This is a genomic window from Streptomyces sp. NPDC058001 (assembly GCF_042886315.1).
Taxonomy (GTDB): Bacteria; Actinomycetota; Actinomycetes; order Streptomycetales; family Streptomycetaceae; genus Streptomyces.
This window is the reverse complement of sequence record NZ_JBHVQT010000013.1, coordinates 65,382-84,713: the sequence shown is the minus strand read 5'-3', so window position 1 is coordinate 84,713 and position 19,332 is coordinate 65,382. Positions and strand designations below refer to the sequence as shown.

Genomic DNA, 19,332 nt, shown 5'->3' with positions numbered 1-19,332 from the left:
GACCGGGACCGGCGTTTTTGGTCGCTCCCCCCGCACCCCGGGGGCCCGGGGCACCCCCCTGTACCGCACCAGCCCTTTCGTACGCAGATCAGGAGCCCGGAGATGTTCGAGGCGGTCGAGGAACTCATCGGCGAACACGCCGACCTGGAGAAAAGGCTCGCCGACCCCGCGGTCCACGCCGACCAGGCCAACGCCCGCAAGCTGAACAAGCGCTATGCGGAGCTGACCCCGATCGTCACCGCGTACCGCTCCTGGAAGCGGACCGGCGACGACATCGGGACGGCCCGCGAGTTCGCCGCGGACGACCCGGACTTCGTCGCCGAGGTCAAGGACCTGGAGCGGCAGCGCGACGACCTCACCGAGAAGCTGCGGCTGCTGCTCGTCCCGCGCGACCCCAGCGACGACAAGGACGTCATCCTGGAGGTCAAGGCGGGCGCGGGCGGCGACGAGTCGGCGCTGTTCGCGGGCGACCTGCTGCGCATGTATCTGCGGTACGCCGAGCGCGTCGGCTGGAAGACCGAGATCATCGACGCCACCGAGTCCGAGCTGGGCGGCTACAAGGACGTCCAGGTCGCCGTGAAGACCAAGGGCGGCCAGGGTGCCACCGAGCCGGGACAGGGCGTCTGGGCCCGCCTGAAGTACGAGGGCGGGGTACACCGGGTGCAGCGCGTGCCGGCGACCGAGTCCCAGGGCCGTATCCACACCTCCGCGGCCGGCGTCCTGGTGACCCCGGAGGCCGAGGAGATCGACGTCGAGATCAACCCCAACGATCTGCGGATCGACGTCTACCGGTCGTCGGGGCCCGGCGGGCAGTCCGTCAACACCACGGACTCCGCCGTACGCATCACGCACATGCCCACCGGAGTCGTCGCTTCCTGCCAGAACGAGAAGAGCCAGTTGCAGAACAAGGAGCAGGCGATGCGTATCCTGCGCTCCAGGCTCCTCGCGGCGGCCCAGGAAGAGGCGGAGAAGGAGGCGGCGGACGCCCGGCGCAGCCAGGTCCGCACAGTCGACCGATCCGAGAAGATCCGTACATACAACTTCCCGGAGAACCGCATCTCGGACCACCGCGTCGGATTCAAGGCGTACAACTTGGACCAGGTGCTCGACGGTGAGCTCGACGCGGTGATCCAGGCTTGCGTGGACGCGGATTCCGCGGCCAAGCTCGCCGCGGCTTAGCTTCGCTGGACGGGTGGTCGGTCGGCTGCGGGTCCGCTGTGGCTGATCGCGCCCACGCGGCGGAGCCGCACATGTAACAGCCCCGCGCCCCTTACGGGGCGCAACCCCCGCCCCTGCGGGGCGCAATACACGACAACAGAAACCAGCTCTGCCCCGGAGGACCAGGCGTGCAGCAACATTTTGGGGGGCGACCCCCGAACCCCCGCAGCGTGCTGCTCGCTGAAGTGGCCCAGGCCACCCAGCGACTGGCCGACGCAGGCGTGCCCTCGCCGCGCAACGACGCCGAGGAACTCGCCGCGTTCGTGCACGGCGTCAAGCGGGGCGAGCTGCACACCGTCAAGGACGTGGATTTCGACGCCCGTTACTGGGAGACCATCGCCCGCCGTGAGGCCCGCGAACCGCTCCAGCACATCACCGGGCGCGCGTTCTTCCGGTATCTGGAACTCCAGGTCGGGCCCGGTGTGTTCGTGCCCCGCCCGGAGACCGAGTCGGTCGTCGGGTGGGCCATAGACGCCGTACGCGCCATGGACGTCGTGGAACCGCTCATCGTGGACCTGTGCAGCGGCTCCGGCGCCATCGCGCTCGCCATGGCCCAGGAGGTGCCCCGCTCCCGGGTGCACGCCGTCGAGCTGTCCGAGGACGCGCTCGTGTGGACCCGTAAGAACGCCGAGGGCTCCCGGGTCACCGTGCACCAGGGCGACGCGCTCAGCGCCCTGCCCGAACTCAGCGGCCAGGTCGACCTGGTGATCTCCAACCCGCCGTACATCCCGCTCACCGAGTGGGAGTACGTCGCACCCGAGGCCCGCGACCACGATCCCGAACTCGCCCTGTTCTCCGGCGAGGACGGCCTCGACACCATCCGCGGACTCGAACGCACCGCACACCGTCTGCTCCGCCCCGGTGGCATCGTCGTCGTCGAACACGCCGACACCCAGGGCGGTCAGGTGCCGTGGATCTTCAACGAGGAGGCGGGCTGGGCCGACGCGGCCGATCATCCCGACCTCAACAAGCGGCCCCGCTTCGCGACCGCGCGCAAGGCGCTCCCGTGACGCCCCCGCCGCCCACCCCGACCCCGTACGCGCACGAGGAGGACCGCTAGATGGCACGGCGATACGACACCAACGACGCGACGGACCGCACCACGGGTCTGCGCGAGGCCGCGTCCGCCGTCCGCCGCGGCGAACTGGTCGTGCTGCCCACGGACACCGTCTACGGCATCGGGGCCGACGCGTTCAGCTCCGAGGCCGTCGCGGACCTCCTGGACGCCAAGGGCCGGGGCCGCAGCATGCCCACGCCCGTCCTCATCGGCTCCCCGAACACGCTGCACGGACTGGTCACCGACTTCTCCGAGATGGCCTGGGAACTCGTCGACGCGTTCTGGCCCGGCGCCCTCACCCTCGTCGCCCGGCACCAGCCGTCCCTCCAGTGGGACCTCGGCGACACCCGCGGCACCGTCGCCATCCGGATGCCGCTGCACCCCGTCGCCATCGAACTCCTCACCGAGGTCGGCCCGATGGCCGTCTCGTCGGCGAACCTCACCGGGCACCCGTCGCCCGAGGACTGCGACGCCGCGCAGGGCATGCTCGGCGACTCGGTCTCCGTGTACCTGGACGGCGGGCCGACGCCGGGGATCGTGCCCTCGTCCATCGTCGACGTCACCCGCAAGGTGCCGGTGCTGCTGCGTGCCGGGGCACTCGACGCGGACGAGCTGCGCAAGGTGGTACCCGACCTTGAGGTGGCCAATTGACGGCGCCCCAGGGGCGTGGCATAGGCACCGGGGGCAGTAGGTACACCGAGTACACCGGGCACGGAAACATCTTCCGCATCCTCCACGTCAGCACCGGCAATGTGTGCCGCTCACCGATCACCGAGCGGCTGACCCGGCATGCCCTGGCGGACCGGCTCGGCGATCCGCTGGGCGGTGGCGTCGTCGTGGAGAGCGCCGGGACCTGGGGGCACGAGGGGGCGCCCATGGAGGCCAACGCGGAGGCAGTCCTCGCGGACTTCGGCGCGGATGCCGCCGGGTTCGTGGGGCGGGAGCTGCTGGACGAGCATGTGATCCGGGCGGACCTCGTACTGACCGCGACCCGGGACCACCGGGCGCAGGTCATCTCCATGGGGCATTCGGCCGGGCTGCGGACGTTCACGCTCAAGGAGTTCACGCGGCTGGTCCGGGCCATAGATCCCGCGACCCTGCCCGATCCGCTGGGGGACGGGGTGGTGGAGCGGGCGCGGGCGTTGGTGCGGGCCGCCGCGGCGCTGCGCGGATGGTTGCTCGCGCCCAGTGTCGAGGCGGACGAGGTGTACGACCCGTACGGGGCGCCGCTGCCGTTCTTCCGGTCCGTGGGGGACGAGATCCATGAGGCCCTGGACCCTGTGGTGACCGCGCTGACCGGGGCGCCCGCGCGTACGTAGCCTTCACCTGCTCACAGCGGGTGGGGGCGGTGGTGCGGGCGGTTGTGCGGGCGGAGGCGGGGGGCGGTGATACGGGCGGTGATGCGGGCATATCGGGATACATTGGGTGATATGAACGTGGTGCTGCGGGGTGATCCCGAGATGGCCGCGGTTCTTGCCGGTGACCCCGAGATGGCCGCTGTTCTCGCCGGTGAGGCCGAGCGGCAGGCGACCTGTCTTCAGCTGATCGCCGCGGAGAACTTCACCTCGCCCGCCGTGCTCGCCGCCCTCGGCTCCCCGCTGGCCAACAAGTACGCCGAGGGCTATCCCGGCGCCCGGCACCACGGTGGCTGCGAGATCGTCGACGTCGCCGAGCGGATCGCCGTGGACCGCGCCAAGGCACTGTTCGGCGCCGACCACGCGAACGTCCAGTCGCACTCCGGATCGTCCGCCGTCCTCGCGGCCTACGCGGCACTGCTGCGCCCCGGGGACACCGTCCTCGCGATGGGCCTGCCGTACGGCGGTCACCTCACCCATGGCTCGCCCGCGAACTTCTCCGGCCGCTGGTTCGACTTCGTCGGCTACGGCGTCGATCCGGAGACGGGACTCATCGACTACGACGAGGTACGCGCGCTGGCCCGCGCCCGCCGCCCGAAGGCCGTGGTGTGCGGATCCATCGCCTACCCCCGGCACATCGACTACGCGGCCTTCCGCGCCGTCGCCGACGAGGCGGGCGCTCATCTGATCGCGGACGCCGCCCACCCCATCGGCCTGGTCGCCGGGGGAGCGGCGCCCAATCCGGTGCCGTACGCCGATGTCGTCTGCGCGACCACGCACAAGGTGCTGCGCGGGCCGCGCGGCGGGATGCTGCTGTGCCGGGCGGAGCTGGCGGAACGGGTCGACCGGGCCGTGTTCCCGTTCACCCAGGGTGGCGCGCAGATGCACACCATCGCCGCGAAGGCCGTCGCGTTCGGTGAGGCGGCGACCCCCGCCTTCGCGGCGTACGCGCATCAGGTGGTCGCCAACGCGCGGGTGCTCGCCGCGGGCCTGGCCACCGAGGGCCTGGAGGTGATCACGGGCGGCACGGACACTCATCTGCTGACCGTGGACCCGGCGCCGCTCGGTGTGGACGGCAGGGCGGCGCGTGAGCGCCTCGCCGCCGCCGGGTTCGTCCTGGACACCTGCGGGCTTCCGCTCGGCACCCCGGGCCCCGGCGCACCCCGTGGTCTGCGGCTCGGCACCGCCGCCGTCACCACGCAGGGCATGGGCGAGGCGGAGATGGCCCGGATCGCGGTGCTGCTCGCGGCGGTGCTGCGGGAGGAGACCGACAGCACGGCCGCACGGTCCGAAGTGCGGGATCTCACGGTGAGATTTCCCCCGTATCCCGCATAAGACGGGTCCGCCGCGCGAAGCCTGACAGCTTCCCGTGCAACCATGCTCGCTACCCGGAAGTCCCCAACCATATGCACGCGAAGCTAGGCTGTGGGGCTGAGATGGCCGGCGAGACTTGTGGGGAAGCCCGTGCGTGAATATCTGCTGACGCTCTGCGTCACGGCCGCGGTGACCTATCTGCTGACCGGGCCGGTGCGGAAGTTCGCGATCGTGGCCGGCGCGATGCCCGAGATCAGAGCACGTGACGTGCACCGGGAACCGACACCGCGGCTCGGCGGCATCGCCATGTTCTTCGGGCTGTGCGCGGGGCTTCTGGTCGCCGACCACCTGACCAACCTCAACGAGGTCTTCGAGACGTCGAACGAACCCCGGGCGCTGCTCTCCGGGGCCGCCCTGATCTGGCTGATCGGGGTGCTCGACGACAAGTTCGAGATCGACGCGCTGATCAAGCTCGGCGGCCAGATGATCGCCGCGGGCGTCATGGTCATGCAGGGACTGACGATCCTGTGGCTGCCCATCCCCGGTGTCGGCATGGTGGCACTGACCTCCTGGCAGGGCACCCTGCTCACGGTCGCGCTCGTGGTGATCACCATCAACGCCGTGAACTTCGTGGACGGCCTCGACGGCCTCGCCGCCGGCATGGTGTGCATCGCCTCGACGGCGTTCTTCATGTACGCCTACCGCATCTGGTACGGCTACGGCCTGGAGGCCGCCGCCCCCGCGACCCTCTTCTCGGCGATCCTGATGGGCATGTGCCTGGGGTTCCTGCCGCACAACATGCATCCCGCGCGGATCTTCATGGGCGACTCGGGCTCCATGCTCATCGGTCTGGTCCTGGCCGCCGGCGCCATCTCGATCACCGGCCAGGTCGACCCCGACGCGATGTCGCTGTTCGCCGGATCGGTGCGTGAGGGTGTGCACCAGACGGTGCCCGTCTACATCCCGCTGATCCTGCCGCTGACGATCATCGCGGTCCCGGCTGCCGACCTGATCCTGGCGATCGTGCGGCGCACCTGGCGCGGTCAGTCGCCGTTCGCGGCGGACCGGGGCCACCTCCACCACCGGCTCCTGGAGATCGGCCACTCGCACAGCCGGGCCGTCCTGATCATGTACTTCTGGTCGGCGCTGATCGCCTTCGGCGCCCTCGCCTACTCGGTGAACTCGGCGTCCATGTGGATCGTGCTCGCCGTCGTCGCGCTCAGCGCGGTCGGCCTGGTGCTGCTCCTGCTGCCCCGCTTCACCCCGCGCGCCCCCCGCTGGGCTGATCGTTTGGTGCCGCCGCGGTACCGCAGGCGCGGCGATCTGGAGCCCGAACTCGCCCCCGCCGAAGGGGAGTCGGACCAGGAGACCGCCGAGCGGCACACACCCGTCACGGCGGCCGTCGGCGCCGCGGTCTCCAACGGAGTCGGTGCGGTGAACGGTTCGGGTACGAACGGCACCCCGTCGGTGAACGGTTCGGTGAACGGGGTCCGGGCGAACGGCGTCAACGGCGCTACCGCGATCGGCTCCCGTTCGCGGTAGAAACGGCTCCATTACCAGACAAGTTGGCCCCCGTTCTGCACAGACGGGCGCGTTAACTCTCACGTGTGACAGTCAGCACACTACAGAGGTAAAGACCTCATCAAATAGTTTGTGATACCGTTCACGAGATCCCGGGACAGAGCCGAAGGACCCTAGTGCGACGGTCCGTTGGCCCGAGGACGACTCACTTTCCGGGTTTACGCTCGTCCATGACGACACCCTGCCCCCATCCAGTAAGCGGAGCTGCCGCCATGCCGTCCAATGACGCCCGGACCCTTCTTCAGGCCGCTGTGCCCACAGCCGCTGCCGGCGCACTAGCCGCCGTCATCAGCGCCGTGGTCGCCGGCGGTAAAGGAGCGCTCGGAGCTGTCGTCGCGACGGTGATCGTGATTCTGTTCATGGGCATCGGACTTGTCGTCCTTGAACGGACCGCCAAGAACTTCCCGCACCTTTTCCAAGCCATGGGTCTGATGCTCTACGCCACTCAGATCCTGCTGCTTTTCGTCTTCGTCGCGATCTTCAAGAACACCACGCTGTTCAACGCCAGGGCCTTCGCGATCACTCTGGTCGCCGTGACCCTCGCCTGGATCGCGTCCCAGACCCGTGCCCATCTCAAGGCCAAGATCCTCTACGTCGAACCCGACTCGGTGAAGGGTGACCGGGCCGAGAAGACGGGGTCCACGTCGTGAGAGGTAGGGCCGGGATAAGGGCACGGTCGGGACCCTGCTATCGTCCGGTTCCAACTGCGGCACTGCGGGCGCGGGCATCCGAGCTGACGCCTGCCCCAGCGCGAGGCTTGATGCCCAGCAGCCGCCCTCACATCCGTAACACCAGTCCAGTGCCGAACCGCGGCTGCGCGCCGCGCCGACACAACGAGGTTGCCGTACCCATGCGCCACGCTGAAGGAGCCCGCGGTGAGTGCTGACCCGACGCAGGTGCTCGCCTTCGAGACCGACTGCCACATCTTCGACGGCTGTGGCTTCCCGGCTCCCGGCCTGCATTCGTTCCTGTTCGAGCCCCTGGGGGGTGACGCGAACAGCAACGTGTACTTCAACAAGCCGATGCTCCTCGCGCTGCTCGGCTCGATCATCATCGTCGGCTTCTTCTGGGCTGCTTTCCGCAAGCCCAAGGTCGTTCCCGGCAAGCTCCAGATGGTCGCCGAGGCGGGCTACGACTTCGTCCGGCGCGGCATCGTCTACGAGACGATCGGCAGGAAGGAAGGCGAGAAGTACGTCCCGCTCGTCGTCGCCCTGTTCTTCTTCGTCTGGATGATGAACGTCTGGTCGATCATCCCGGTGGCACAGTTCCCGGTGACTTCGATCATCGCGTACCCCGCGGTCCTGGCCGGCATCGTCTACATCCTCTGGGTCTCGCTGACCTTCAAGCGCCAGGGCTTCGTCGGCGCCTGGAAGAACATCAGCGGCTACGACAAGACGCTCGGCGCGGTCCTCCCGCTGTCGATGACGATCGAGGTGTTCTCGAACCTCCTCGTGCGGCCCTTCACTCACGCCGTGCGACTCTTCGCGAACATGTTCGCCGGTCACACCCTGCTGCTGCTCTTCACGATCGCCAGTTGGTACATGCTGAACGGGATCGGCATCGCGTACGCCGGTGTCTCGTTCGTGATGGTCATCGTGATGACGGTGTTCGAACTCTTCATCCAGGCCGTGCAGGCATATGTCTTCGTCCTGCTGACCTGTAGCTACATCCAGGGCGCGCTCGCCGAGCACCACTGAGCGACCCGCACCGTCAAGACATCCGGTGGCCAACCCCCACCGGCTCATTGAAAGAGAAGGAAGAACCGGCATGTCCGCTCTCCAGACCCTTGCCGCCGGCGTCGAGATCAAGGGCAACCTCGGATCCATCGGTTACGGCCTCGCCGCGATCGGCCCGGGCGTCGGCATCGGCATCATCTTCGGTAACGGCACCCAGGCGCTCGCCCGCCAGCCCGAAGCGGCCGGCCTGATCCGCGCCAACCAGATCCTCGGCTTCGCCTTCTGTGAGGCGCTCGCTCTGATCGGTCTGGTCATGCCGTTCGTCTACCCGACCGCCTGACCGGATCCGTCGGACCGCCCCTTTCGACGAAAGGCACTGATATGAGCCCCCTGGTTCAGCTGGCGGCTGAGACCGAGAACCCTCTCATCCCGCCGATTCCCGAGCTCGTCATCGGCCTGATCGCCTTCGTCATCGTCTTCGGCTTCCTCGCCAAGAAGCTCCTCCCGAACATCAACAAGGTTCTGGACGAGCGTCGCGAGGCCATCGAGGGCGGGATGGAGAAGGCCGAGGAAGCCAAGACCGAGGCCCAGAGCGTGCTTGAGCAGTACAAGGCTCAGCTCGCCGAGGCCCGCCACGAGGCCGCGCGTCTGCGTCAGGACGCGCAGGAGCAGGGCGCCGCGCTCATCGCCGAGATGCGCGCGGAAGGCCAGCGGCAGCGCGACGAGATCGTCTCCGCCGGTCACACCCAGATCGAGGCCGACCGCAAGGCCGCGGCTCAGGCGCTGCGCCAGGACGTGGGCCAGCTGGCCACCGAACTGGCCGGCAAGCTCGTCGGCGAGTCCCTGGAGGACCACGCCCGGCAGAGCCGCACCATCGACCGGTTCCTCGATGAACTCGACGTGAAGGCCGAGGCGGCCCGGTGACGTCGGACACATCGGTACGCGGCGCGAGCCGCGAGGCCCAGGCGGCGGCGAAGGAGCGTCTCGACGCGCTCACGGACAGCACGTCCGTGGACACCGCGACGCTGGCCGACGAACTGGCCTCCGTCACCGCACTGCTGGGCCGCGAGGTGTCCCTGCGTCGGGTCCTGACCGACCCGGCGCAGTCCGGCGACGCCAAGGCGGACCTCGCGGGCCGGCTGCTCGGCGGACAGGTGGGCGGCCCGGCCGTCGACCTGGTCTCCGGCATGGTCCGCTCCCGCTGGTCGCGTTCGCGTGACCTCGTGGACACCCTGGAAGAGCTGGCGACCGTCGCCGACCTCACCTCGGCACAGCAGGCGGGCAAGCTCGACGACGTCGAGGACGAACTGTTCCGCTTCGGCAGGATCGTCACGTCGGACACCGGGCTGCGCGCCGCGCTCACCGATCGCGCCGCGACCACCGCCGCCAAGAGCGACCTGCTGAGCGCCCTGCTCGGCGGCCGTGCCCAGGACGTGACCACCCGGCTCGTCGTCCGCCTCGTGACCCAGCCCCGAGGACGTAGCCTGGAGGGGGGACTGGAGTCCCTGTCCAAGCTCGCCGCGGAGCGCCGCGACCGGATGGTCGCCGTCGTCACCTCGGCCGTACCGCTGAGTGATCAGCAGAAGCAGCGTCTGGGCGCCGCCCTGGCGAAGCTCTACGGCCGGTCCATGCACCTCAACCTCGACGTGGACCCCGAGGTCCTCGGCGGGATCCGGGTGCAGGTCGGCGACGAGATCATCAACGGCAGCATCGCGGACCGGATCGAGGACGCGGGCCGCCGGCTGGCCGGCTGAGCAACTCGACCGGCCAAGCAACTCAATACGTACGACCGACGGCCCTGGTTGGGCCGTACAAGAAGATTTCTGGGGGCTGACCCCAGACCCCCAAAGAAACTTCGGGCCCAACAAGGAGAGCAGGGAACCCAGATGGCGGAGCTCACGATCCGGCCGGAGGAGATCCGGGATGCGCTGGAGAACTTTGTCCAGTCGTACAAGCCGGACGCGGCCTCGCGCGAGGAGGTCGGTACGGTCACCCTTGCCGGCGACGGCATCGCGAAGGTCGAGGGCCTTCCCTCGGCCATGGCCAACGAACTGCTGAAGTTCGAGGACGGCACCCTCGGCCTCGCGCTCAACCTCGAAGAGCGCGAGATCGGTGCCATCGTCCTCGGCGAGTTCAGCGGCATCGAGGAGGGCCAGCCGGTCACCCGTACCGGAGAGGTCCTCTCCGTCGCGGTGGGCGACGGGTACCTCGGTCGCGTCGTCGACCCGCTCGGCACCCCGATCGACGGCCTCGGCGAGATCGAGACCACCGGCCGCCGCGCCCTTGAACTGCAGGCCCCCACGGTCATGCAGCGCAAGTCCGTGCACGAGCCCATGGAAACCGGCTACAAGGCCGTCGACGCGATGACCCCGATCGGCCGTGGCCAGCGCCAGCTGATCATCGGTGACCGCCAGACCGGCAAGACCGCCCTGGCCGTCGACACGATCATCAACCAGCGCGACAACTGGCGCTCGGGCGACGTGAACAAGCAGGTCCGCTGCATCTACGTCGCCATCGGCCAGAAGGGCTCCACCATCGCGTCCGTACGCGGCGCCCTGGAAGAGGCCGGCGCGCTGGAGTACACGACCATCGTCGCCGCCCCGGCGTCCGACCCGGCCGGCTTCAAGTACCTGGCGCCGTACACCGGTTCGGCCATCGGCCAGGAGTGGATGTACGACGGCAAGCACGTCCTCATCATCTTCGACGACCTCTCGAAGCAGGCCGACGCCTACCGCGCCGTGTCCCTGCTGCTGCGCCGCCCGCCGGGCCGTGAGGCGTACCCCGGTGACGTCTTCTACCTGCACTCCCGGCTCCTGGAGCGCTGCGCCAAGCTCTCCGACGAGATGGGCAAGGGCTCGATGACCGGTCTGCCGATCGTCGAGACCAAGGCGAACGACGTCTCGGCGTTCATCCCGACCAACGTCATCTCCATCACCGACGGCCAGTGCTTCCTGGAGTCCGACCTGTTCAACGCGGGCCAGCGCCCGGCGCTGAACGTCGGTATCTCGGTCTCCCGTGTCGGTGGCTCCGCCCAGCACAAGGCGATGCGCCAGGTCTCGGGCCGACTGCGCGTGGACCTCGCCCAGTTCCGTGAGCTGGAGGCGTTCGCCGCCTTCGGTTCCGACCTGGACTCGGCGTCCAAGGCGCAGCTGGAGCGCGGTCAGCGGATGGTGGAGCTGCTCAAGCAGCCCCAGTACCAGCCGATGCCGACCGAGGACCAGGTCGTCTCCGTCTGGGCCGGTACCACCGGCAGGATGGACGAGGTACCGGTCGTCGACATCCGCCGCTTCGAGAAGGAGCTGCTTGAGTACCTGCACCGCAAGGAGCAGGGCCTCATGACCTCCATCAAGGAGGGCGGCAAGATGTCGGACGACACGATCACCGCCATCGCCGACGCCGTCGCGGAGTTCAAGAAGCAGTTCGAGACCTCGGACGGCAAGCTTCTGGGCGAGGACGCTCCGGCCACGGCCGCCAAGTGACGTAAAGGAAGGGACCTGACTCATGGGAGCCCAGCTCCGGGTCTACAAGCGTCGCATCCGATCCGTCACCGCGACCAAGAAGATCACCAAGGCGATGGAGATGATCGCCGCCTCGCGCGTCGTCAAGGCGCAGCGCAAGGTGGTGGCCTCCACGCCCTACGCGACCGAGCTGACACGCGCGGTCACGGCGGTGGGGACCGGCTCGAACATCAAGCACCCGCTGACCACGGAGGCCGAGACGGCCACCCGGTCCGCGGTGCTGCTCCTGACGAGCGACCGCGGACTGGCCGGCGCCTTCAACTCCAACGCGATCAAGGCGGCGGAGCAGCTCACCGCCCGCCTTGAGGCGGAGGGCAAGGAGGTCGTCGTCTATATCGTCGGCCGCCGTGGTGTCGCCCACTACAACTTCCGTGAGCGCACGATCACGGAGCAGTGGACGGGCTTCACCGACGAGCCCACCTACGCGGACGCGAAGGTGGTCTCGGCTCCGCTGATCGCGGCGATCGAGCAGGAGACGGCGGACGGCGGCGTGGACGAACTCCACATCGTCTACACCGAGTTCGTCTCGATGATGACGCAGAACGCGGTCGACAGCCGGCTGCTTCCGCTGCGTCTCGACGAGGTCGCGGACGAGGCGCCCACCAAGGGCGAGATCCTTCCGCTGTACGACTTCGAGCCGTCGGCCGAGGACGTCCTCGACGCCCTGCTGCCGCGGTACGTCGAGAGCCGGATCTACAACGCGATGCTCCAGTCGGCCGCTTCCAAGCACGCCGCCACGCGTCGCGCGATGAAGTCGGCCACCGACAACGCGGGTGAGCTGATCAACACGCTCTCCCGACTTGCCAACGCGGCCCGACAGGCCGAAATCACCCAGGAAATCAGCGAGATCGTCGGCGGCACCGCAGCCCTGGCCGACGCGACCGCGGGGAGTGACAGGTAATGACGACGACAGTTGAGACGGCCGTTGCCACGGGCCGCGTCGCCCGGGTCATCGGCCCGGTCGTCGACGTGGAGTTCCCCGTCGACGCGATGCCGGAGATCTACAACGCCCTCCATGTAGAGGTCGCCGACCCGGCGAACGAGGGCCAGAAGAAGACGCTGACGCTTGAGGTCGCCCAGCACCTCGGTGACGGCATCGTGCGCTCCATCTCGATGCAGCCCACCGACGGCCTGGTCCGCCAGGCGCCGGTCACGAACACCGGCTCGGGCATCACGGTGCCCGTCGGCGACTTCACCAAGGGCAAGGTGTTCAACACCCTCGGCGAGGTGCTCAACCACCCCGAGGAGAACGCCAACGTCGGTGAGCGCTGGCCGATCCACCGTACGGCCCCGGCCTTCGACCAGCTTGAGTCGAAGACCGAGATGTTCGAGACCGGTCTGAAGGTCGTCGACCTGCTGACCCCGTACGTCAAGGGCGGCAAGATCGGTCTGTTCGGTGGTGCCGGTGTCGGCAAGACCGTGCTGATCCAGGAAATGATCATGCGTGTCGCCAACCTCCACGAGGGCGTCTCCGTCTTCGCGGGTGTCGGCGAGCGTACGCGTGAGGGCAACGACCTCATCGACGAGATGGAAGAGTCCGGCGTTCTGGACAAGACCGCGCTGGTCTTCGGTCAGATGGACGAGCCCCCGGGCACCCGTCTGCGCGTCGCCCTCGCCGGTCTGACCATGGCGGAGTACTTCCGCGATGTGCAGAAGCAGGACGTGCTGTTCTTCATCGACAACATCTTCCGCTTCACGCAGGCCGGTTCCGAGGTCTCGACGCTGCTCGGCCGGATGCCCTCCGCGGTGGGTTACCAGCCGAACCTGGCCGACGAGATGGGTCTCCTCCAGGAGCGCATCACCTCGACCCGTGGTCACTCGATCACCTCGATGCAGGCGATCTACGTCCCCGCGGACGACCTGACCGACCCGGCCCCGGCCACCACCTTCGCCCACCTCGACGCGACGACGGTGCTCTCCCGGCCGATCTCGGAGAAGGGCATCTACCCGGCCGTGGACCCGCTGGACTCCACGTCCCGCATCCTGGACCCCCGCTACATCGCGCAGGACCACTACGACGCCGCCATGCGCGTCAAGACGATCCTGCAGAAGTACAAGGACCTCCAGGACATCATCGCGATCCTCGGTATCGACGAACTGGGCGAGGAGGACAAGCTCGTCGTCCAGCGTGCCCGGCGCGTCGAGCGGTTCCTGTCCCAGAACACCCACGCGGCGAAGCAGTTCACCGGTGTGGACGGTTCGGACGTGCCGCTGGACGAGTCCATCGCCGCGTTCAACTCGATCTGTGACGGGGAGTACGACCACTTCCCCGAGCAGGCGTTCTTCATGTGCGGTGGCATCGAGGACCTGAAGGCCAACGCCAAGGAGCTGGGCGTCTCCTGACCCCGTGCTCACCATGAGGGGGTGGGGCGTGTCCCGCCCCCTCATGTACGCCCCGTAGAATTTGACCCAACACCCGGCTTCCGTGCCGGGTGGTGACCCGAGGAGCCACCCTTGGCTGCTGAGCTGCACGTCGAGCTGGTCGCCGCCGACCGTAAGGTCTGGTCCGGCGAGGCCACCCTGGTCGTCGCGCGCACCACGTCCGGCGACATCGGCGTCATGCCCGGTCACCAGCCGCTGCTCGGTGTGCTGGAGTCGGGCCCGGTGACCATCCGTACGAGTGACGGTGACACGATCGTCGTCGCGGCGCACGGCGGTTTCATCTCGTTCGCCGACAACAAGCTGTCGCTGCTTGCCGAGATCGCCGAGCTGTCGGACGAGATCGATGTCCGGCGTGCGGAGCGGGCCCTTGAGCGTGCCCAGGCGGAGGCGGACGCCTCCGCCGAGCGGCGCGCCGATGTCCGGCTGCGTGCGGTGGCGGTGCGCTGAACCTGGCGTAGTGGAGTACTGACTCAGCCGCGGCCCGGACTGGAGAACCTCTCCAGACCGGGTCGCGGCTGAGGTGATGCGGGATCAAGTTTGCTGTTCCGTTACCGAATTGAGCGAGGAGGTCGTGCCGATGATCCTCGCCCTGCTTGTCTGTGGTATCGCGGTAGTCGCGCTGGTTGTGGTCGGGCTCTTCGTCTTCGGGCTGCGCCGGCGGCTGATCCAGCGGTCCGGGGGCACCTTCGACTGCTCCCTGCGCTGGAACGCCCCCGAGCACCCGGGGCGGGACGGCGAGGACACCGCGGGCAAGGGCTGGGGGTACGGCATCGCCCGCTACAACGGTGACCGGATCGAGTGGTTCCGGGTCTTCTCGTACGCGCCCCGGCCGCGCCGTGTCCTGGAGCGCTCCGCCATCGAGGTGGCCGGGCGCCGCGCTCCCGAGGGCGAGGAGGAGTTGGCGCTTCTCTCCGACGCCACCGTCCTGGCGTGTCTGCACCAGGGCACGCGCCTTGAGCTGGCGATGAGCGAGGACGCACTGACCGGTTTCCTGGCCTGGCTGGAGGCGGCACCGCCCGGCCAACGGGTGAACGTCGCCTGACGCTTGTCATGTGACACGAGAAAGTGACCGGGCGAGAGCCTTGGGTCCCGCACGCATGAAGAAGCCGGGGAGACAGGGGGCGTTCCTGTCTCCCCGGCTTCGTTTCCGGTCCGGCCGGGTGGGGGTTATCCGAGGCCGGTATTGATGGCGCTTACGAGTTCACCGTTGCTCGTGTCGCCGCTGAACTCCCAGAAGAAGGCGCCTCCCAGGCTCTGGCCCTTGGCCCAGGCCATCTTGGAGCCGATGGTGGCCGGGGTGTCGTAACTCCACCAGTTGCTGCCGCACTTGGCGTACGCGGTGCCCGCGACGGTGCCGGTGGCGGGGCAGGTGTTCTTGAGGACCTTGTAGTCCTCGATGCCCTGTTCGTAGGTGCCCGCGGCGGGTCCGGTGGCCGTGCCGCCCGGTGCGTCCTGGGTGACGCCCGTCCAGCCCCGGCCGTAGAAGCCGATGCCGATGAGCAGTTTCTTCGCGGGTACGCCCTTCGCCTTGAACTTGGCGATGGCGTCCGCCGTGGTGAAGCCCGGTGTCGGGATGCCGCTGTAGGAGGTGAGCGGGGAGTGCGGGGCCGTCGGACCCTGCGCCGCCCACGCGCCGAAGAAGTCGTACGACATCACGTTGTACCAGTCGAGGTACTGCGCGGCGCCCGCGTAGTCGGCGGCGTCGATCTTGCCGCCGGCCGTGGCGTCGGCGGTGACGGCCGAGGTGACGAGGTAGTTCGAGCCGAACTTGGTGCGCAGTGCGGACATCAGGTTCTTGTAGGCCGCGGGGCCACTGGTGTCGCAGGACAGACCGCAGGCGTTCGGGTACTCCCAGTCGATGTCGATGCCGTCGAAGACATCGGCCCAGCGCGGGTCCTCGACCAGGTCGTAGCAGGACTGCGCGAAGGCGGCCGGGTTCTGCGCGGCCTGGCCGAAGCCGCCGGACCAGGTCCAGCCGCCGAACGACCAGAGGATCTTGATGTTCGGGTACTTGGCCTTCAGCTTGCGCAGCTGGTTGAAGTTGCCGCGCAGGGGCTGGTCCCAGGTGTCGGCGACACCGTCGACGGACTGGTCGGCGGTGTACGCCTTGTCGTAGTCGGCGTAGGCGTCGCCGATGGTGCACTTGCCGCCGGTGACATTGCCGAAGGCGTAGTTGATGTGGGTGATCTTCGCGGCGGAGCCGGAGGTGACCAGGTTCTTCACGTGGTAGTTGCGCCCGTAGACGCCCCACTCGGTGAAGTAGCCCAGCTTGACCTGGCTACCGCCGGGGCCCGGGTCGGTGCCGCCGCCGGTGGTGCGGACCTTGACCGAGCCGCTGACCGGTCCGGTCTGGTCGGCGGTGTCGCGGGCCTGCACGGTGTACGTGTAGTCGGTGCCGGCGGTGAGGCCGGAGTCGGAGTAGGTGGTGCCGGTGACGGTGGAGACCTTGGCGCCGTCGCGCAGCACGTCGTAGTTCTTGATGCCCTTGTCGTCGGTGGCCGCGGTCCACGACAGCTTCACCGAGGTGTTGGTGATGTCGGACGCGGTGGGGGTGCCGGGCGCCGACGGCGGGTTGTCGCCGGGCACGCTCGGGCCACCGTCACAGGAGGCACCGTTGAGCTTGCAGTTGGTGGGGGAGCCGGAGCCGCTCCCGTTGAAGCCGAAGGAGATGGACGCGCCGGGGGCGAGCGTGCCGTTCCAGGACTTGTTCTTGGCGGTCCAGTGGGTCCCGGAGCTGGTGATGTCCGCGTCCCACCCGGAGGTCACGGCGGTGCCGGCGGGGAAGTCCCACTCGACGGTCCAGGAGCTGAGCGAGGCGGTGCCGGTGTTCTTGACGGTCCACTTGCCTTCGAAGCCTGTGCCCCAGTCCTGCGTCTTCGCATAGGTGGCGGTGGCGTCGGCGGCTGCTGCCGGGCTCGCTAGCCCGACCATGGCCGCCAGTGGGAGCAGCAGGGTGACGAGCCCTGCGACGGCTCTGTGTCTGAAGCGCATACTGCGCCTCCTCGCTGTGAGGTGGTGAGGGGTCCGGTCGTAAAGGGGGGTGAAACCAGCCCTGCGCCGCCCGTGAGAAGGCGTCGTGACTGTGGTCCGGCGGCGGGGCACACCTGGTGACCCGCCGCCGTCCACTTGTCATGACACACTCACCGCAGTGCGGTGAGAATAGAAAGGTCTGGACCATCGGTCAAGAGGTCTGGACCAGAGGGGTGCTCGGTGGGGGCCGGCGGGTCATCCCCTGAGGTCGGGTCCCAACTCCTGTGCCAGGACGGCCGCTTGCACCCGGCTGCGCAGCTCCAGCTTGCCGAGCAGCCTGCTGACGTGCGTCTTCACCGTCGCCTCCGCCATGTCGAGGCGGCGCGCGATCTCGGCGTTCGACAGTCCCTCACCCAGACAGGACAGCACCTCGCGCTCCCGGCGGGTCAGCGCGTCCAGGACCGACGGATCGGGTGCGCCGGGGGACCGTACGGGCTTCGCGGCGAACTCCGCGATCAGCCGGCGCGTGACCGCCGGGGCGATCAGGCCCTCACCGGCGGCGACCGTACGGACCGCCGTGAGGAGGTCCTTCGCCTCGGTGTTCTTCAGCAGAAACCCGGAGGCGCCCGCGCGCAGCGCCCCGAACACATAGGCGTCGAGGTCGAAGGTGGTCAGGACGAGGACGTCCGCGAGGTTCTCGGCGACCACCTGGCGGGTCGCCGAGACACCGTCCAGGCGGGGCATCTGGACGTCCATCAGGACCAGATCCGGCCGGAGTTCACGGGCCAGCGCGACGGCCCGCTCGCCGTCCGCGGCCTCGCCGACGACCTCGATGTCCGGCGCGCTGCGCAGGATGAGCACCAGGCCCGCGCGGACGGCGGACTGGTCCTCGGCGACGAGCACGCGGATCATGCCGGGTCTCCTTGACGGGGGGTTCGGGTGCCGCTTCGGACGGGGTCGGCTGGGTCGACCGGCAGCGTGGCGTGGACGCGCCAGACCTTGCCGCCGTCCGGCTCGGGCTCGGGGCCCGCGTCGAAGGTGCCGTGCAGCAGCGCGGCGCGCTCCCGCATACCGACGAGACCGGCGCCGGAGCCGGGTGCGCGCGGGCCGTCGCGGTCGCCGTGGGGGCTGGTCACGCGGACCGTGAGCGCGCCGTCCCGCTGCTCGACGGCGACCGTGACCCGGCCGGGCGACGCGTGCTTGAGCGCGTTGGTCAGGGACTCCTGCACGATGCGGTACGCGGCGAGTTCCACCGGCGCCGACACCGGGCCGTGCGAGGCGTCCAGGGTGACGTCCAGGCCGTTGGTGCGGGCGATCGTGACCAGTGCGCCCAGGCCGTCCAGGGTGGGGGCCGCCGCCGGTTCGCCGTCGTCGCTCGCATCGCGCAGGATCCCGATGAGGCGGCGCATTTCGGCCAGACCCTGGACGCTGTTCTCGCGGATGACGCCCAGCGCGTCCCGTGTGGTGCCCGGGTCGTCCAGGGACAGCGCGGCCGTGGAGTGGATGGCGATGGCGGAGAGATGGTTCGCGACCATGTCGTGCAGCTCCCTCGCCATCCGCGCGCGCTCGGCGGTGACGGCCTGCGTACGGTCCATCTCGGCGAGCAGCGCGGTCTGTTCGGCCCGCAGCCGGGCGGCCTCCGCCGCGTCCCGGTGGTTACGCACCAGGACACCCGTGGTCGCGGGTGCGAACGCGACCAGGGCCGTGACCGCGCCGATCAGCAGCGCCTCCGGTGTACGCCACCACGCCAGGAACCCGATGGTGACGGCCACCGTGACCAGGACCGTCACCACCGGGATACGCCGGGCGGCGGCCGGGGTGCCGTACAGGACGGCCGCGTACATCAGGTCCGTGAACATCACGACCGTCGCGAGATTCCCGAGCGTGAACTGATCCGCGATGAGGGCGAGGGTGCCGACGAGCAGGGCGAACCGCGGCCGGGTGCGGCGCAGTGGCTCCATCGCCGCCATCACACACAGCGGTACGAGGACCCAGGCGCCGCCGAAGGGCCGCCCGCCCTGGGTGTGCAGGCCGACCGCCCACAGCAGTACGCCGCAGAGCAGCCCGGCGACGCCGATGAGCACGTCGTCGCGGTGCGGCGGGCGGAGGTACGGCACGGGCATGTCCCCATCCAACACGGCCCCGCGCGCGGTGACCTCCTCGCCGGGGCGGACGCGGCAGTACATCGAAGGATGCAGTCGCGGTTCGTCACCGGAGAGGACGCTCCGGGCTCCGGGCGACGGGAGTTTTGAGGGGTGAGC

At 69.1% G+C, this 19,332-nt stretch carries 19 protein-coding genes; 16 read left to right on the top strand and 3 right to left on the bottom strand.

The features are described from left to right. The first annotated feature begins 102 nt into the window (after nucleotides 1–102). From prfA to ACFVT5_RS30395, 16 genes are all read left to right on the top strand, one after another. A complete protein-coding gene (prfA, locus tag ACFVT5_RS30470; RefSeq protein WP_389894620.1) occupies nucleotides 103–1,179 on the top strand; it encodes a peptide chain release factor 1 in 1,077 nt (358 codons plus the stop codon). A gap of 167 nt (nucleotides 1,180–1,346) precedes the next feature. After that, on the top strand, nucleotides 1,347–2,228 hold the full coding sequence (gene prmC / locus ACFVT5_RS30465; protein WP_389894618.1) for a peptide chain release factor N(5)-glutamine methyltransferase: 882 nt from the start codon (nucleotides 1,347–1,349) through the stop codon (nucleotides 2,226–2,228). A gap of 50 nt (nucleotides 2,229–2,278) precedes the next feature. Further along, the gene (locus ACFVT5_RS30460) at nucleotides 2,279–2,926 is read left to right on the top strand and encodes an L-threonylcarbamoyladenylate synthase (protein WP_389894616.1); all 648 of its coding nucleotides are present in this window, start codon (nucleotides 2,279–2,281) and stop codon (nucleotides 2,924–2,926) included. Next, the gene (locus tag ACFVT5_RS30455) at nucleotides 2,923–3,594 is read left to right on the top strand and encodes a protein-tyrosine-phosphatase (RefSeq protein WP_389894614.1); all 672 of its coding nucleotides are present in this window, start codon (nucleotides 2,923–2,925) and stop codon (nucleotides 3,592–3,594) included. Before ACFVT5_RS30460 ends, ACFVT5_RS30455 begins: the two co-directional genes overlap by 4 nt. A gap of 111 nt (nucleotides 3,595–3,705) precedes the next feature. Beyond that, entirely contained in the window at nucleotides 3,706–4,965 is a 1,260-nt protein-coding gene (gene glyA, locus ACFVT5_RS30450; protein ID WP_389894612.1) for a serine hydroxymethyltransferase, read from the top strand. 129 nt (nucleotides 4,966–5,094) lie between these two features. Next, on the top strand, nucleotides 5,095–6,486 hold the full coding sequence (locus tag ACFVT5_RS30445) for an MraY family glycosyltransferase (RefSeq protein WP_389894610.1): 1,392 nt from the start codon (nucleotides 5,095–5,097) through the stop codon (nucleotides 6,484–6,486). Between the two features lie 251 nt (nucleotides 6,487–6,737). Then, nucleotides 6,738–7,175 (top strand): hypothetical protein, encoded by a 438-nt coding sequence (locus ACFVT5_RS30440; RefSeq protein WP_389894608.1) that lies wholly within the window; start codon nucleotides 6,738–6,740, stop codon nucleotides 7,173–7,175. A 225-nt stretch (nucleotides 7,176–7,400) separates the two neighbouring features. Continuing rightward, nucleotides 7,401–8,222 (top strand): F0F1 ATP synthase subunit A, encoded by an 822-nt coding sequence (atpB, locus tag ACFVT5_RS30435; protein WP_389894606.1) that lies wholly within the window; start codon nucleotides 7,401–7,403, stop codon nucleotides 8,220–8,222. Between the two features lie 70 nt (nucleotides 8,223–8,292). Beyond that, on the top strand, nucleotides 8,293–8,541 hold the full coding sequence (gene atpE, locus ACFVT5_RS30430) for an ATP synthase F0 subunit C (RefSeq protein WP_330313742.1): 249 nt from the start codon (nucleotides 8,293–8,295) through the stop codon (nucleotides 8,539–8,541). A gap of 41 nt (nucleotides 8,542–8,582) precedes the next feature. Beyond that, nucleotides 8,583–9,125, top strand: coding sequence for a F0F1 ATP synthase subunit B (locus ACFVT5_RS30425; protein ID WP_389894604.1), 543 nt, complete (start codon nucleotides 8,583–8,585; stop codon nucleotides 9,123–9,125). Further along, nucleotides 9,122–9,955 (top strand): F0F1 ATP synthase subunit delta, encoded by an 834-nt coding sequence (locus tag ACFVT5_RS30420; protein ID WP_389894602.1) that lies wholly within the window; start codon nucleotides 9,122–9,124, stop codon nucleotides 9,953–9,955. Before ACFVT5_RS30425 ends, ACFVT5_RS30420 begins: the two co-directional genes overlap by 4 nt. Before the next feature lie 132 nt (nucleotides 9,956–10,087). Then, on the top strand, nucleotides 10,088–11,680 hold the full coding sequence (gene atpA, locus ACFVT5_RS30415; protein WP_389894601.1) for a F0F1 ATP synthase subunit alpha: 1,593 nt from the start codon (nucleotides 10,088–10,090) through the stop codon (nucleotides 11,678–11,680). A gap of 22 nt (nucleotides 11,681–11,702) precedes the next feature. Continuing rightward, on the top strand, nucleotides 11,703–12,620 hold the full coding sequence (locus tag ACFVT5_RS30410) for a F0F1 ATP synthase subunit gamma (protein WP_389894599.1): 918 nt from the start codon (nucleotides 11,703–11,705) through the stop codon (nucleotides 12,618–12,620). Then, nucleotides 12,620–14,062 (top strand): F0F1 ATP synthase subunit beta, encoded by a 1,443-nt coding sequence (gene atpD, locus ACFVT5_RS30405; RefSeq protein WP_389894597.1) that lies wholly within the window; start codon nucleotides 12,620–12,622, stop codon nucleotides 14,060–14,062. Before ACFVT5_RS30410 ends, atpD begins: the two co-directional genes overlap by 1 nt. 111 nt (nucleotides 14,063–14,173) lie before the next feature. Then, nucleotides 14,174–14,548 carry a F0F1 ATP synthase subunit epsilon gene (locus tag ACFVT5_RS30400; protein ID WP_389894595.1) on the top strand — a complete coding sequence of 125 codons (375 nt, stop codon included), beginning with the start codon at nucleotides 14,174–14,176 and terminating at the stop codon, nucleotides 14,546–14,548. Nucleotides 14,549–14,678: 130 nt separating this feature from the next. Then, nucleotides 14,679–15,143 (top strand): DUF2550 domain-containing protein, encoded by a 465-nt coding sequence (locus ACFVT5_RS30395; RefSeq protein ID WP_389895028.1) that lies wholly within the window; start codon nucleotides 14,679–14,681, stop codon nucleotides 15,141–15,143. Between the two features lie 125 nt (nucleotides 15,144–15,268). Here ACFVT5_RS30395 and ACFVT5_RS30390 read toward each other — a convergent pair whose 3' ends face one another. The 3 genes from ACFVT5_RS30390 to ACFVT5_RS30380 form a co-directional block, all read right to left on the bottom strand. Further along, the gene (locus ACFVT5_RS30390) at nucleotides 15,269–17,092 is read right to left on the bottom strand and encodes a glycosyl hydrolase family 18 protein (RefSeq protein WP_389894593.1); all 1,824 of its coding nucleotides are present in this window, start codon (nucleotides 17,090–17,092) and stop codon (nucleotides 15,269–15,271) included. Nucleotides 17,093–17,326: 234 nt separating this feature from the next. Beyond that, nucleotides 17,327–17,983, bottom strand: a complete 657-nt coding sequence (locus ACFVT5_RS30385; RefSeq protein WP_389894591.1) for a response regulator — start codon at nucleotides 17,981–17,983, stop codon at nucleotides 17,327–17,329. Next, nucleotides 17,980–19,194 carry a sensor histidine kinase gene (locus tag ACFVT5_RS30380; RefSeq protein ID WP_389894589.1) on the bottom strand — a complete coding sequence of 405 codons (1,215 nt, stop codon included), beginning with the start codon at nucleotides 19,192–19,194 and terminating at the stop codon, nucleotides 17,980–17,982. Before ACFVT5_RS30380 ends, ACFVT5_RS30385 begins: the two co-directional genes overlap by 4 nt. Nucleotides 19,195–19,332: the final 138 nt, after the last annotated feature.